At 62.9% G+C, this 12,395-nt stretch carries 10 protein-coding genes; 7 read left to right on the forward strand and 3 right to left on the reverse strand.

The features are described from left to right. Positions 1-119: 119 nt before the first annotated feature. The 3 genes from proP (at position 120) to AC3WP7_RS24015 (ending at position 4,852) form a co-directional block, all read left to right on the forward strand. On the forward strand, positions 120-1,622 hold the full coding sequence (proP, locus tag AC3WP7_RS24005; RefSeq protein ID WP_058424053.1) for a glycine betaine/L-proline transporter ProP: 1,503 nt from the start codon (positions 120-122) through the stop codon (positions 1,620-1,622). 55 nt (positions 1,623-1,677) lie between these two features. Next, positions 1,678-2,184, forward strand: coding sequence for a GAF domain-containing protein (locus tag AC3WP7_RS24010; protein ID WP_058424054.1), 507 nt, complete (start codon positions 1,678-1,680; stop codon positions 2,182-2,184). Positions 2,185-2,257: 73 nt separating this feature from the next. Then, on the forward strand, positions 2,258-4,852 hold the full coding sequence (locus AC3WP7_RS24015; protein ID WP_092244033.1) for a bifunctional diguanylate cyclase/phosphodiesterase: 2,595 nt from the start codon (positions 2,258-2,260) through the stop codon (positions 4,850-4,852). Here the strand turns inward: AC3WP7_RS24015 and AC3WP7_RS24020 are convergent. Then, positions 4,809-5,630: an AraC family transcriptional regulator gene (locus AC3WP7_RS24020; RefSeq protein WP_092244036.1), complete on the reverse strand. Its 822-nt coding sequence runs from the start codon at positions 5,628-5,630 to the stop codon at positions 4,809-4,811. The two genes, AC3WP7_RS24015 and AC3WP7_RS24020, sit on opposite strands and share 44 nt — an antisense overlap. Before the next feature lie 98 nt (positions 5,631-5,728). On the opposite strand from AC3WP7_RS24020, the gene AC3WP7_RS24025 reads away from it, so the two are divergent. Both AC3WP7_RS24025 and AC3WP7_RS24030 read left to right on the forward strand, forming a co-directional pair. Next, a complete protein-coding gene (locus tag AC3WP7_RS24025; RefSeq protein WP_092244039.1) occupies positions 5,729-6,940 on the forward strand; it encodes an MFS transporter in 1,212 nt (403 codons plus the stop codon). A gap of 109 nt (positions 6,941-7,049) precedes the next feature. Beyond that, entirely contained in the window at positions 7,050-8,216 is a 1,167-nt protein-coding gene (locus AC3WP7_RS24030) for a GGDEF domain-containing protein (RefSeq protein ID WP_102592578.1), read from the forward strand. Here AC3WP7_RS24030 and iolG read toward each other — a convergent pair. Together iolG and AC3WP7_RS24040 are read right to left on the reverse strand one after the other, a co-directional pair. Further along, a complete protein-coding gene (iolG, locus tag AC3WP7_RS24035) occupies positions 8,213-9,217 on the reverse strand; it encodes an inositol 2-dehydrogenase (RefSeq protein WP_102592579.1) in 1,005 nt (334 codons plus the stop codon). The two genes, AC3WP7_RS24030 and iolG, sit on opposite strands and share 4 nt — an antisense overlap. 33 nt (positions 9,218-9,250) lie before the next feature. Beyond that, positions 9,251-10,276, reverse strand: a complete 1,026-nt coding sequence (locus tag AC3WP7_RS24040; RefSeq protein ID WP_092244048.1) for a LacI family DNA-binding transcriptional regulator — start codon at positions 10,274-10,276, stop codon at positions 9,251-9,253. 125 nt (positions 10,277-10,401) lie between these two features. Between AC3WP7_RS24040 and AC3WP7_RS24045 the strand changes: the two genes are divergently transcribed. After that, a complete protein-coding gene (locus AC3WP7_RS24045) occupies positions 10,402-11,238 on the forward strand; it encodes an SDR family oxidoreductase (RefSeq protein WP_102592580.1) in 837 nt (278 codons plus the stop codon). Then, positions 11,238-12,371, forward strand: a complete 1,134-nt coding sequence (locus AC3WP7_RS24050) for a phytanoyl-CoA dioxygenase family protein (protein ID WP_102592581.1) — start codon at positions 11,238-11,240, stop codon at positions 12,369-12,371. The genes AC3WP7_RS24045 and AC3WP7_RS24050 overlap by 1 nt, the downstream gene beginning before the upstream one ends. The last annotated feature ends 24 nt before the right edge of the window (positions 12,372-12,395 follow it).

Raw genomic sequence — 12,395 nt, forward strand, 5'->3', positions numbered from 1 at the left:
TCCATCTGCAAAAAAACGCAAAGAGTGGTGAATTATTTCATGTCCGCTTGTATCTGAAGTGACAGAGCGGTGCCATCGCAGTGATGGCGCCTCCCATGTTCTGTTTTAGAGTGCCCCGCATGAAATTACGTAAGAAAAGCGTCAAGCCCATCGGATTGAAAGACATCACCATCGTCGACGACACCAAGGTGCGCAAGGCGATCACCGCCGCCGCCTTGGGTAACGCCATGGAATGGTTCGACTTTGGCGTCTATGGGTTTGTCGCCTATGTGCTCGGTAAGGTGTTCTTCCCCGATGCCTCGCCCAGCGTACAAATGATCGCAGCACTGGGTACCTTCTCCGTGCCGTTCCTGATCCGTCCCCTGGGTGGCCTGTTCTTCGGTGCACTGGGTGATAAATACGGGCGGCAAAAGGTCCTGGCCGCGACCATCGTGATCATGTCCCTGAGCACCTTCGCCATCGGCCTGATCCCCTCCTACGCCTCGATTGGCATCTGGGCGCCGATCCTGCTGTTGCTGTGCAAAATGGCCCAGGGTTTCTCGGTGGGTGGCGAATACACCGGTGCGTCGATCTTCGTCGCGGAGTATGCGCCGGACCGCAAGCGCGGCTTCCTCGGCAGCTGGCTGGACTTCGGTTCCATCGCCGGCTTCGTGCTGGGTGCCGGTGTGGTGGTGTTGATTTCCAGCATCCTGGGCGAAGCCGACTTCGAGTCGTGGGGCTGGCGCCTGCCGTTCTTCCTTGCCCTGCCCCTGGGCATCATCGGCCTGTACCTGCGTCACGCCCTGGAGGAAACCCCGGCGTTCCAGCAGCACATGGACAAAATGGAACAGGGCGACCGCGAAGGCTTGACCCACGGCCCCAAAGTCTCGTTCAAGGAGGTCGCGACCAAGCACTGGCGCAGCCTGCTGACCTGCATCGGCATCGTCGCGGCCACCAACGTGACGTACTACATGCTGCTCACCTACATGCCGAGCTACCTGTCCCATAACCTGCACTACAAAGAAAACAGCGGCGTGCTGATCATCATCGCGATCATGGTCGGCATGCTGTTCGTGCAGCCGTTCATCGGTTTTGTCAGCGACAAGATCGGCCGCAAGCCGTTCATCATCGCTGGCAGTATCGGTCTGCTGTTCCTGTCCATTCCGGCGTTTATGCTGATCACCAGCGGCAAGATCGGCCTGATTTTCGCCGGCCTGCTGATCCTCGCGGTGATCCTCAACTTCTTCATCGGCGTAATGGCCTCCACACTCCCCGCGATGTTCCCCACTCACTTGCGCTACAGTGCATTGGCCAGTGCGTTCAATGTCTCGGTATTGATCGCCGGTGTCACGCCGACCGCCGTGGCCTGGCTGGTGGAAAGCACCGACAACCTGTACATGCCCGCCTACTACCTGATGGTGTTTGCGGTGGTCGGCCTGGTCACTGGCCTGACCATGAAGGAAACCGCCAACAAGCCATTGCGTGGCGCAGCGCCGGCGGCGTCGGACATGGAAGAAGCCAAGGAGTTGTTGCAGGAACATCACGACAACATCGAGCAGAAGATCGAAGATATCGACGCGCAGATTGCCGAATTGGAAGCCAAGCGCCAGACCCTGGTGCAGCAACATCCGCGTATCAACTGAAGCCTGACCCTGCATGGCGGCCCCACCCGCCGCCATGTTTCTGGAGAGTTCAACCATGGTTCCAAGCGTCACCGCACCACAGTCGTTGCTCAGCGCAGATGAACGCGCCGCCATTGCCGAAATAGAAGCCACCACCAGCATCCTGCAACTGGTTACCCGCCTGACCGGCATGCGCTTCGCCGGCATCGCCAAATTCACCGACCTGGAATGGGTGGTCTGCTCCGTGCATGACACCGTCGACATGGGCATTCATGTCGATGACGTGCTTGAGCTGGAAACAACGTTGTGCAGCGAGTTCTGTATCAACCCACAGACCCTGTTCATCCCGCAGATCAGCCAGAGCGGCCGCTTCGCCGCACGTCCGGTGGTCAAGCAATACGCCATCGAGAGCTATGCCGGTGCACCGATCTTCCTGCCCGACGGCCGTCTGTTCGGCGCGCTGTGTGCACTGGATTCGCGGGCAATGCTGTTCGAAGATCCCAACCTGCCGGAAACCCTCAGCCTGTTTGCTCGGCTGATCGGCTGCATTTTTTTCGCCAACCTGACGACCAGCGATACCTGAGCGTTCAGTTTTCCAGCAGCGCCGCCGATAACCAGGGATACCCCTGACTTGCAGCGCTGCCCTGCGGGAAACAATGCCGAACACTCTCGTCCCGATCACCCGAACGCTCTCCAACCGCACCAGCCTGTCGCTGACACGGACCTCACTGTTCAATTTCACGGCCCTGTTGGTCCTGGTATTTGCAGCAGCAGCCTACTCGCTGATCTACCTGGCCCATGACCTGGACCACGCCGAGCAAGAGGAAAACGCGTTTTACACGCGTAAAGCCGTGCAGTCCCTGGAAAAATCCCTGCGGGTGACCGTCAAGGACTACGCCTTCTGGAGCGACGCCTACAAGCACTTGCACCTCAAGGTGGACACCGATTGGGCCTACGGTCGCGGCAACGTCGGCGCCACACTGTTCCAGGATTTCGGCTTCCAGGGGCTGTTTGTGGTCAACGACGCCAACAGCACGGTGTACGCCGTAATCGAAGGCAAGCTGCAACCCATTGACCTCAGCGACTGGCTCGCCCAGCCCATCACGCAGGTCCTCGAGCAGGCTCGTGCCGGAGCCGAACAGGAAACGCCGGTCACCGCCTTCATCAACGTGCGCGGCAGCCCGGCACTCGTGGCCGCAGCCGCCATCACGCCCGGCACCGACCCCACGGTGAAGGTGGATGGGCGCCCCGCGTCGGTACTGGTGTTTGTCGACATTCTCGACAGCGCCCACCTGGCCCTGATCGGCAATGATTTCGGGGTGAATCAACTGCATATCGCCAGCGCCGATGAGGTCGGCAATACCTTGCTGGTCCCCCTGGGCGAAAACGGTGCAGCCGGCAGCCTGCATTGGCAGCCGGCGCGCCCAGGCGTGCGGTTGATGGGTGTTGGCTTGCCGCTGCTGGGCCTGGCCGCATTGCTGGTATGCCTGATGACCTGGGTGATCCTGCGCCGCGCCAGTGCCGCTGCCCTGGCCCTGGATGCCAGCCATGCGTCGCTGCTAGACAGCCAGAATGCCCTGACTACCAGTGAAGCGCGCTTTCGCGATGTGGTGGAAGCCAGCTCCGATTGGGTCTGGGAAATCGACGCCGGCTGGCGTTTCACGTACTTGTCGGAGCGCTTCGAGAACGTAACCGGCCTGGCCCGTCATACCTGGATCGGCGCCGCCATCAACGAGCTCCTGGACACGGAAGCCGGCGCGCTTTCGCAATGGCTGAACACCCCCAGCCGTACCGCGGACCTCAGCGTGCAATGCCGCTACGTCGACGCCCACGGCCAGGAACGCACCACACGGCTCGCGGCAAGGCAAATGCCCTGTGGCGGTTTCCGCGGAACCGCCACCGACGTGACCGAGGAAGTCGAAGCACGGCGCCGCATTGAATTCCTGTCTCAGCACGACGCACTCACCGGGCTGGCCAACCGAACGCGCCTGCAAGCGTTCCTCGACGACAAGCTCAAGGCACTGCCGGCGTCGGGGCAGCCTTTGGTCATGCTCAGCCTGGACCTGGACCGCTTCAAACCGGTCAACGACCTGCTCGGGCACGCCGCGGGCGACCACGTGCTCAACGAAGTGTCGACCCGCCTGGCCGATTGCGTGCGCCACGGCGACCTGGTAGCCCGGGTGGGTGGCGATGAGTTTGTGATGATCCTCACGAATGCGGGGACCCAGGACGATGTCGAGTCCTTGTGCCTGCGCTTGATCGAGTCCGTTGAACAGGCGGTCAGGATCGGTGAGCAGGAAGTGTTCGTCAGCGCGAGTATCGGCATCGTGCTGGCCCCCGACGATGCCAGCGAAGCCACCGAACTGCTGCGTTATGCCGATATCGCGCTATACGAAGCCAAGGCTGCTGGCCGCAACACCTGGCGGTTTTACTCAGGGGAGATGAATGCACGGATCATCGAGCGTCGCCGCCTGGAAAGCGACCTGCGTTTTGCAATCAAGCACAACGAACTGCGCCTGCACTTCCAACCACGCTATCGCATTGCCGATGGGCGGATGGTCGGCGCCGAGGCGCTGGTGCGCTGGCAGCACCCACAGCGCGGGCTGATTCCACCCGACACCTTCATACCGATTGCCGAAGAGTCAGGGCTGATCCTGTCGCTGAGCGACTGGGTACTGCAAACCGCCTGCGCCTGCGCCGCCCAGTGGCCCGAAGCACTGTTTGTGTCGGTGAACCTGTCGTCCACGGAGTTCAAGCGTGGCGACCTGGTGGAGCGCATTCGCAACGCCCTCAAGACGTCGGGGATCGATCCGGCGCGGGTTGAACTGGAAATCACCGAAAGCGTGATGCTCGAAGACGCCGCGGGCGCACTGGCGGTAATGCACACCCTCAAACGCCTGGGCATACGTATTGCCATGGATGACTTCGGCACCGGGTACTCTTCGTTGAGCTACCTGCGGGCCTTCCCCTTCGACGGGTTGAAGATCGACCGCAGCTTCCTCAGCCGCCTGGAAGACAGTGAGGATGACAAGGCGATCATCCAGGCCATCGTCGGCCTGGGGCGTGCCCTGGCATTGACGGTGACCGCCGAGGGTATCGAGACCTCCGGGCACCTGGAGATGCTCCGGGCGGTGTCCTGCGACGAAGGCCAGGGCTACTACCTAAGTCGGCCGCTGGATATCGACACGTTCAACGGGCTGCTCGGCGCTAGCGGAAAAAATGGCTCGGTGTCTTGCCAAACTGTTTCCTGAACATGCTGGTGAACGCACTCGGGCTGTCATAACCCAGCTCCATGGCGATATCGATCACCTTCTCGCCCACCGCAATGCGCTCCAGCGCCAGCAGCAAACGCGCCTGCTGGCGCCATTGGCCGAAGGTCATGCCGGTTTCCTTGCGAAACAGGCGCTGGATGGTTTTCTGGTCCAGGTGCAGGCGCTCGCTCCAGTCCGCGACGGTGGAGGCATCGCCCGGCTCTTCCTGCAGCGCCAGGCAGATGCGTTGCAGGCGCGGGTCGGCGGGCTGCGGCAAGGACAGCGGTAACGCCGGCAGGATCGCCAGTTCGTCGAGGATCAGGTGCATGATCCGCGCATCCCGCGAGTCTTCGGCGTACGGCGGCTTCAGGCTCACGGACGCCTTGATCAGCTCGCTCAGCAACGGCGAGATACTCACGGTTTTCGGCTCGCCGGGCATGTTCGGGAAGCGATCCGGGCGCACAAACACGCTGCGCATTTTCAGGGTGCCCACGCAACGCAGGGAATGCACGTGCCCGGCGGGCATCCAGATGCCACGGTTGGGCGGCACGGTCCACTGGTTCAGCGCCGAGTACACCACCATCACGCCTTCGATGGCGTAGAGCAGTTGATGCTTCTCGTGGCTGTGGTCGGGGATCACCCAGTTTTCCGGGTAATCGGTGGCGGAACTGATGACAGCCCAGGCGCCTTCGTTGATTTCCTGGAGAAATTCGTTCAGAGGTTTGATCATTTCGCCCTTTTTGCGACAGTTGCCGCCCCAATTGCGCGAGACAGGCATTACTGACAAATCTAGCATGAACGCCGAATCATTTTGTAATGGATGGCCACCTTAAGAAGTGGCCGCCTCTGATTAGCTGCCTTGTATGGAATGCCTGCATGTCGACCCTTACCGCGTCACCCGCCGCTGCAACCACTGCGCCCCAGGCCAGCCCGTTGGTCATGCGCATCCTCGGTGCCTGCGCCCTGGCCCACTTGATCAATGACTTGATCCAGGCTGTGCTGCCATCGATCTACCCGATGCTCAAGGCCAACTACGGCCTGACATTTACCCAGGTCGGGCTGATCACTCTGACCTTCCAGTTGACCGCCTCCCTGCTGCAACCCTGGATCGGCTATCACACCGACCGCCACCCCAAACCCTGGCTGCTGCCGGCGGGCATGGTATGCACCCTGGTCGGCATCCTGATGCTGGCGTTTGTCGGCAGCTTCCCGGCGATCCTGCTGGCGGCGGGCCTGGTGGGCGTGGGCTCGTCGACCTTTCACCCGGAAACCTCCCGCGTCGCGCGCCTGGCCTCCGGCGGGCGCTACGGCCTGGCGCAGTCGACCTTCCAGGTCGGCGGCAACACCGGCAGCGCCTTGGGCCCTCTGCTCGCAGCGGCGATCATCATCCCCTACGGCCAGGGCCATATCGCCTGGTTCGGGCTGTTTGCGGTGTTCGCCATCCTGGTGCTGTATGGCTTGAGCCGCTGGTACCGCCACCACCTCAACCTGTTCAAGCTCAAGCAAGGCGGCAAAGCCACCCATGGCCTGTCCAAAGGCCGCGTGACCTTTGCCCTGGTGGTGCTGGCCGTACTGGTGTTCTCCAAGTACTGGTACATGACCAGCCTGACCAGCTACTTCACCTTCTACCTGATCGAGAAATTCCAGCTGTCGGTCGCAAGCTCGCAGATGTATTTGTTCCTGTTCCTCGGCGCCGTGGCCGTCGGCACCTTCGCCGGCGGGCCGATCGGCGACAAGATCGGCCGCAAGAAAGTCATCTGGTTCTCGATCCTCGGCGCGGCACCGTTCACCCTGGCCCTGCCCTACGTCGACCTGTTCTGGACGGCGGTACTCAGCGTGGTGATCGGGTTCATCATCGCATCGGCCTTCTCGGCCATCGTGGTGTATGCCCAGGAATTGGTGCCCGGCAATGTGGGCATGATCGCCGGGATCTTCTTCGGCCTGATGTTCGGCTTCAGCGGGATTGGCGCGGCGCTGCTCGGCCTGCTGGCGGACACCCACGGCATCGAGTATGTCTACAAACTGTGCTCGTTCCTGCCGCTGGTGGGCATCCTGACCATCTTGCTGCCCTCGACCAAGGGCGCCTGACCTGCCGAACATCGCCTGGCCGTGTGCCATCACACGGAATGCTCTGAAAAACCTGCGTGTGCGCTTACAATCCCGGTTCTAAACGCACACCAGGCAGACCCGGCAAGACATGACGCTCGACCCTCCCACCATTTTGGCACTCACCGTTGCCCTGGCAGCCGCTGCCGCCCTGTACCTGGCCGTTGAATGGCGCAGTGTGCGCGAACCTTCGCTGCTGTGCTGGAGCGCAGGTTTCGCGACGATCACCGTCGGCTCCACCCTCGCCCTGCTGCGGCTCAATGGCTTGCTGATGATCGGCATCTGGTTCGCCAACGGCCTGCTGGTGACCGCGCACTTCCTGTTTTTACTGGGTGTGGCGCGGTTCACCCAAACACGGCTGTCGCCCGTGTGGCTACTGATGCTGCTGGTCTGGCTGGGCATGCTGATGTTGCCGGCCGATCCATCCTGGTCCAAAGCCATGCTGGCGGTGCAGTCCCTGTTGGTGGTGCTGCCGACCCTGCGCGCCAGCTTCTTGCTGCGCCCCCACGGCAAGTCCCTGAGCATCGGCGCGGTGCAGTTGCGCTATGTGCTGCTGATCCATGGCGCGTTCTATGTGGCCAAGGCGCTCTCGGTGCTGATACCCGGCACCTTGATCGACCTCGCGGCCTTCAAGGGCGAGATCATCCAGATCTCCCTGGTGGAAGGCGCCATGGCGATCATGCTCATCGCACTGTCGATGACCGGCTCCGAACGCTATCGCCGCGAACAGCAGATCGCCCGCCTCGCCGCCCGCGACCCGCTCACCGCCCTCTACAACCGCCGTGCCCTTGACCTGCGCGCACCACGCTTGCTCGCCCAGGTTTCACCCGCCCAACCGGGTGCCCTGCTGCTGATCGACATCGATAACTTCAAATCGGTCAACGACCTCCACGGCCACAGCGCCGGCGACCGCCTGCTGGTCGCCCTCAGCGAGATGATCCGCAGCGTGGTGCCCCAAGGCGCACTGGCCGCCCGCCTGGGCGGGGATGAATTCGTGATCCTGCTGAACCCGGCGTCCACCGAACAGATTGTCGAACTGGGCAGCAGCCTGCGCGACCAGTTCCAGCAACTGGCCGCACAGCACTTCACCACGCCGGCGCCGGTGACGCTGAGCATTGGCGCGAACCTGTTCGACCAGCCGCCGCCGAGTTTGACGGCGCTGATCGAGCAAGGGGATACCACGCTGTATGAGTCCAAGCGCGGTGGGCGCGATAGCATTCGTCTCGTCGACCGCACGGGCGCCAGCCCCTTTGGCTAAAGGTCGTAACTGACCGTCACCCCACGCCCAGTCCTCACCGACTCCAACGCACACTCCGCCAAATGCAACGCATACAACCCATCCCGCACGCTGGTGGGCAATGCTGTGCCGTTGTTCAATGCGTCGATGAACTGCGCCAGCTCATTGCGATACGCATCCGCATAGCGCTCCAGGAAAAAGTGCTGCAACGGCTCCAGCGCCTCGGTGTGTTCGGCACTCCAGTGGCGCAGGGTGCTGGGGCGGTGGTTGTCGGTGAGCAGCACGCCGGTGGCGCCGGAGACTTCGACGCGCTGGTCGTAGCCGTACACCGCCTGGCGGCAGCAGTTGATGTGGCATTGCTTGCCGGAGGCGGTGCGCAGCAGCACCATCACGCTGTCGTAGTCGTCGATCTCGGCCAGAGCGGGGTCGACCAGGCGGCTGGCGATGGCGCTGACTTCCACCGGTTCTTCGCCGAGCAGGTGGCGGGCGGTGTCGAAGTCGTGGATGGTCATGTCGCGCAGGATGCCACCGGAGTGGGCCAGGTAGTCACGCGGGGCCAGGCCGGGGTCGCGGCTGGTGATGATGACTTGGCGCACCGCGCCGATCTGCCCGGCGTCGAGGGCTGCGCGCAGGCGCAGCATGTCTGGGTCGAAGCGCCGGTTGAAGCCGAGCATCACGCGGCCGCCCTGGCGCTCCACGGCTTGGGCGGCGCTACGGGCCTTGACGATATCGAGGTCGATGGGTTTTTCGCAAAGCACCGCCTTGCCTGCGGCGACCGCCGCCAGCAACAGGTCGATATGGGTGTCGGTGGGCGTACCGATCACCACGGCGTCGATGTCATTACGCGTAAGCACCGCGGCGCAATCGTAGGCCGCCTCACACCCCAGTTGGGTACTCAAGGCATCGACCCCTTCGCGCCAGGGGTCGGCCACCAGCACCAGCGTGGCATTGGGATGGGCGGCGACATTGGCGGCGTGGATCCTGGCGATGCGCCCGGCACCCAGGACGGCGATTCTCAGCATGGTCGAACTCCTGATGTTGTTATTGAGGGAGATTCAGTCCGGCAGGTTGAACGGCGTGACGATCTGCACCTGGGACGGTGCAATCGGCCCGGCCTTCCATAGCCGGTGGTAGTGCAGGATGTGCAGGAACACGTGGCGGGCATCGATCTGCAGGTTGTGATCGATGATCGCCGCGACCTTTTCTTCGCGCAGCAATTGGCGGTTTTCTTCGTCAAGGTCGTGACCGATAAACACCTCCAGTGGCCGATCCAGGGCCGCGAACGCGTCGACAATCGCGCGATTGCCGCCGCCGACGCTGTACACCGCCTTGAGCTCGGGATGCTGTTGCAGCGCCTGGGTCACCCGCTCGAAGGTGCGGTCGTACACCCCAAAGCCGCCGCTCACGTCCAGCACTCGCAGGTGCGCGGCACGCCCACGCAGCCAGGCACGAAAGCCCATCTCGCGCTCTTCTTCGCCACGGAACAGTTCGCTGCCAATCACCACCGCCACGTCCTGGGGCTGCGTCGGCAGCCAGCGCGACATCAGGTAGGCAGCGGTCTGGCCGGCGGTGCGGTTGTCCATGCCGACATAGCCGATGCGCTCGCTTTGCGGCAAATCCGTAACCAGGGTCACCACCGGAATCCCCGCAGCGATCAGTTGCTTGACCGCCAGGTTCACCGCCGGCTCATCGGCGGCCTTGAGCACCACGCCCTGGCTGCCGGTATCCAGGCAGCGCAGCAGTTGATCGTGCATGGCCTGGGGTTCGATCTCCTCGAACAGGTGAAAGCGCGGAGCAATGCGGAACGGCGCCAGGCTGCCCAGTTGTGCGGTAATCGCCGTCTGCACCGCGCTACTGAAGCGCTTGGGCGTGTGCATGATCACGTCGACGTGGAACGTGCGCCCTACCGCCAGGCCGTTTTTTTCCTGGGACTCCAACTCCTCCAGCGCCTGCTCGATACGCCGCCGGGTCTGGGCATGCACGCTGCCACGCTGATGCAGGACGCGGTCGACCGTAGCTTTGCTGACGCCGGCCTGCATCGCCAGTTGCTTGATGGAGAAGTGTTTGGCGCGTTCGAGCATGGAGCCTCGCATGAGGTGTTTTTGAGGTGTTTTTTGGGTATTACTGAGGTTTTGCAATGCTAGTCTCAGTTTTGTCCGGCGTCGAGCCGGACGATGCACAACAACAAAAACTCCTGGAGAACTGCATGCCTAACACCGATTTCGCCACGTCGTTCAGCGGCCAATACTTTGTCGTCACCGGCAGCACCCAGGGCCTGGGCGCGGCGGTCGCCCGTACCCTGGCGCAACGTGGCGCCGCCGGGCTGATCATCTGCGGGCGACGACGCGCCCAGGGTGAAGAGCAGGTGCGGCAGTTGGCCCAGCTGGATTGCCCGGCGTTTTTTGTCGAGGCGGACCTGGAGAAGGTCGAGGATTGCCGCGCGATCATCGATGCGGCGCGTGCCCACTTCGGCACCTTGCATGGGCTGGTCAACTGCGCCGGGATGTCGGATCGCGGCACCATCCTGGACACCTCGCCCGAGCTGTTTGATCGGCTGATGGCGGTGAATGTGCGGGCGCCGTTTTTCCTGATGCAGGAGGCGCTGAAGCTGATGATCAGCAACGGCGTGGAAGGCGCGGTGGTGAATATCCAGAGCGTCACCGGGCACGGCGGGCAATCGTTCCTGAGTGCCTATGCCGCGTCCAAGGGCGCGCTGGCGATCCTCACCAAAAATGTGGCGTTCAGTGCCCTGCGCAATCGCATCCGAGTCAATGGCCTGAACATCGGCTGGATGGACACGCCCCACGAAGATGACATCCAGCGCCAGTACCACGGTGCCCAGGATGGCTGGTTGGAAAAGGCCGAGCGCGCGCAGCCGTTCGGGCGCCTGCTCAAGCCTGAAGAAGTGGCGCGCAGCGTGGCCTTCCTGCTGTCCAGCGAGTCGGGAATGATGACCGGCTCGGTGATCGACCTGGAGCAAGGCGTGGTCGGCTGTACCGACGGCGGCAGCCCGCAACCGAATCAGGCGCTGGGAGGTGTGTGATGTCGGCGTTCGTGACGGAACAGGCCGTGCGCCTGGCGGATTTCAATGACATCTGTGCGCAACGCGTGAGCCGAGAGGATTACCCTCTCTGCGCTCAAGTGCAGAGCAATGTGCCGATCTATCAGGCCCACACCCTGCGCAACAGCGACCGCCTGGCGGTGATGAATGAACTGCACCACCTGTTCCGCGAGGGGCCCGGGGTGATGGTGGTGCGCCGGGCCTATGAAGACCTGGAAGTGGTCGACCGCCACAGCCAGGTGTTCGAGGCGATCTTTGCCCATGAGGCGGCGCAGGGCGTGGCGGCCGATCACTTCGCCAAGGCCGGCAGCAACGGGCGCATCTGGAATTCATTGCAGAAAGCCGCGCTGCAGTCGCCGGCGTCGTTTGTGGAGTACTACGCCAACCCGCTGTTGGGGTTGATTGCCGAGGCGTGGCTGGGGCCGAGCTATCAGGTCACGGCGCAGGTCAACGTGGTGCATCCCGGTGGCCAGGCCCAGCAACCGCACCGCGATTACCACCTGGGCTTTCAGACCAATGATGTAGTGGAGCGCTTTCCCCTGCCCCTGCACCTGCTGTCCCAGTACCTGACGTTGCAAGGCGCGGTGGCGCACTCGGACATGCCGCTGGAAACCGGCCCGACCCAGTTGCTGCCGTTTTCCCAGCAATACGCCCTGGGTTACCTGGCGTGGCGGCGTCCGGAGTTTATCGACTATTTCCAGCAGCACGCCGTGCAACTGCCGCTGAACAAGGGCGACCTGCTGTTCTTCAACCCGGCGCTGTTCCATGCCGCCGGCACCAACCGCACAGCCGACCGCCAACGCATGGCCAACCTGTTGCAGATTTCCTCGGCGTTCGGCAAGCCCATGGAAGCCCTCGACCGCGACCGCATGATGCTGGCGGTGTACCCGGCCTTGCTGGACAACACCGCACTGGATGCCCAGGCCGTGGCGGCGGTGATCGCCTGCACCGCCGACGGCTATTCCTTCCCCACCAACCTCGACACCGACCCGCCCTTGAAGGGCCTGGCCCCGCAAACCGGGCAGCAACTGATGCAGCAAGCCCTCGACGAACGCTGGCCATTCCCGGCGTTTGCCGCTGCCGTGGAGCAACTGCGGACCAAGCGCCAGGCGTGAACCCTCTGTTTCAACAACAACAAA

The organism is Pseudomonas sp. FW305-3-2-15-C-LB1, assembly GCF_058787615.1.

Coding starts and splice junctions, on each gene's coding strand:
- proP (WP_058424053.1), top strand. CDS start 120: ATGAAATTACGTAAGAAAAGCGTCAAGCCCATCGGATTGAAAGACATC.
- AC3WP7_RS24010 (WP_058424054.1), top strand. CDS start 1,678: ATGGTTCCAAGCGTCACCGCACCACAGTCGTTGCTCAGCGCAGATGAA.
- AC3WP7_RS24015 (WP_092244033.1), top strand. CDS start 2,258: ATGCCGAACACTCTCGTCCCGATCACCCGAACGCTCTCCAACCGCACC.
- AC3WP7_RS24020 (WP_092244036.1), bottom strand. CDS start 5,630: ATGCCTGTCTCGCGCAATTGGGGCGGCAACTGTCGCAAAAAGGGCGAA.
- AC3WP7_RS24025 (WP_092244039.1), top strand. CDS start 5,729: ATGTCGACCCTTACCGCGTCACCCGCCGCTGCAACCACTGCGCCCCAG.
- AC3WP7_RS24030 (WP_102592578.1), top strand. CDS start 7,050: ATGACGCTCGACCCTCCCACCATTTTGGCACTCACCGTTGCCCTGGCA.
- iolG (WP_102592579.1), bottom strand. CDS start 9,217: ATGCTGAGAATCGCCGTCCTGGGTGCCGGGCGCATCGCCAGGATCCAC.
- AC3WP7_RS24040 (WP_092244048.1), bottom strand. CDS start 10,276: ATGCTCGAACGCGCCAAACACTTCTCCATCAAGCAACTGGCGATGCAG.
- AC3WP7_RS24045 (WP_102592580.1), top strand. CDS start 10,402: ATGCCTAACACCGATTTCGCCACGTCGTTCAGCGGCCAATACTTTGTC.
- AC3WP7_RS24050 (WP_102592581.1), top strand. CDS start 11,238: ATGTCGGCGTTCGTGACGGAACAGGCCGTGCGCCTGGCGGATTTCAAT.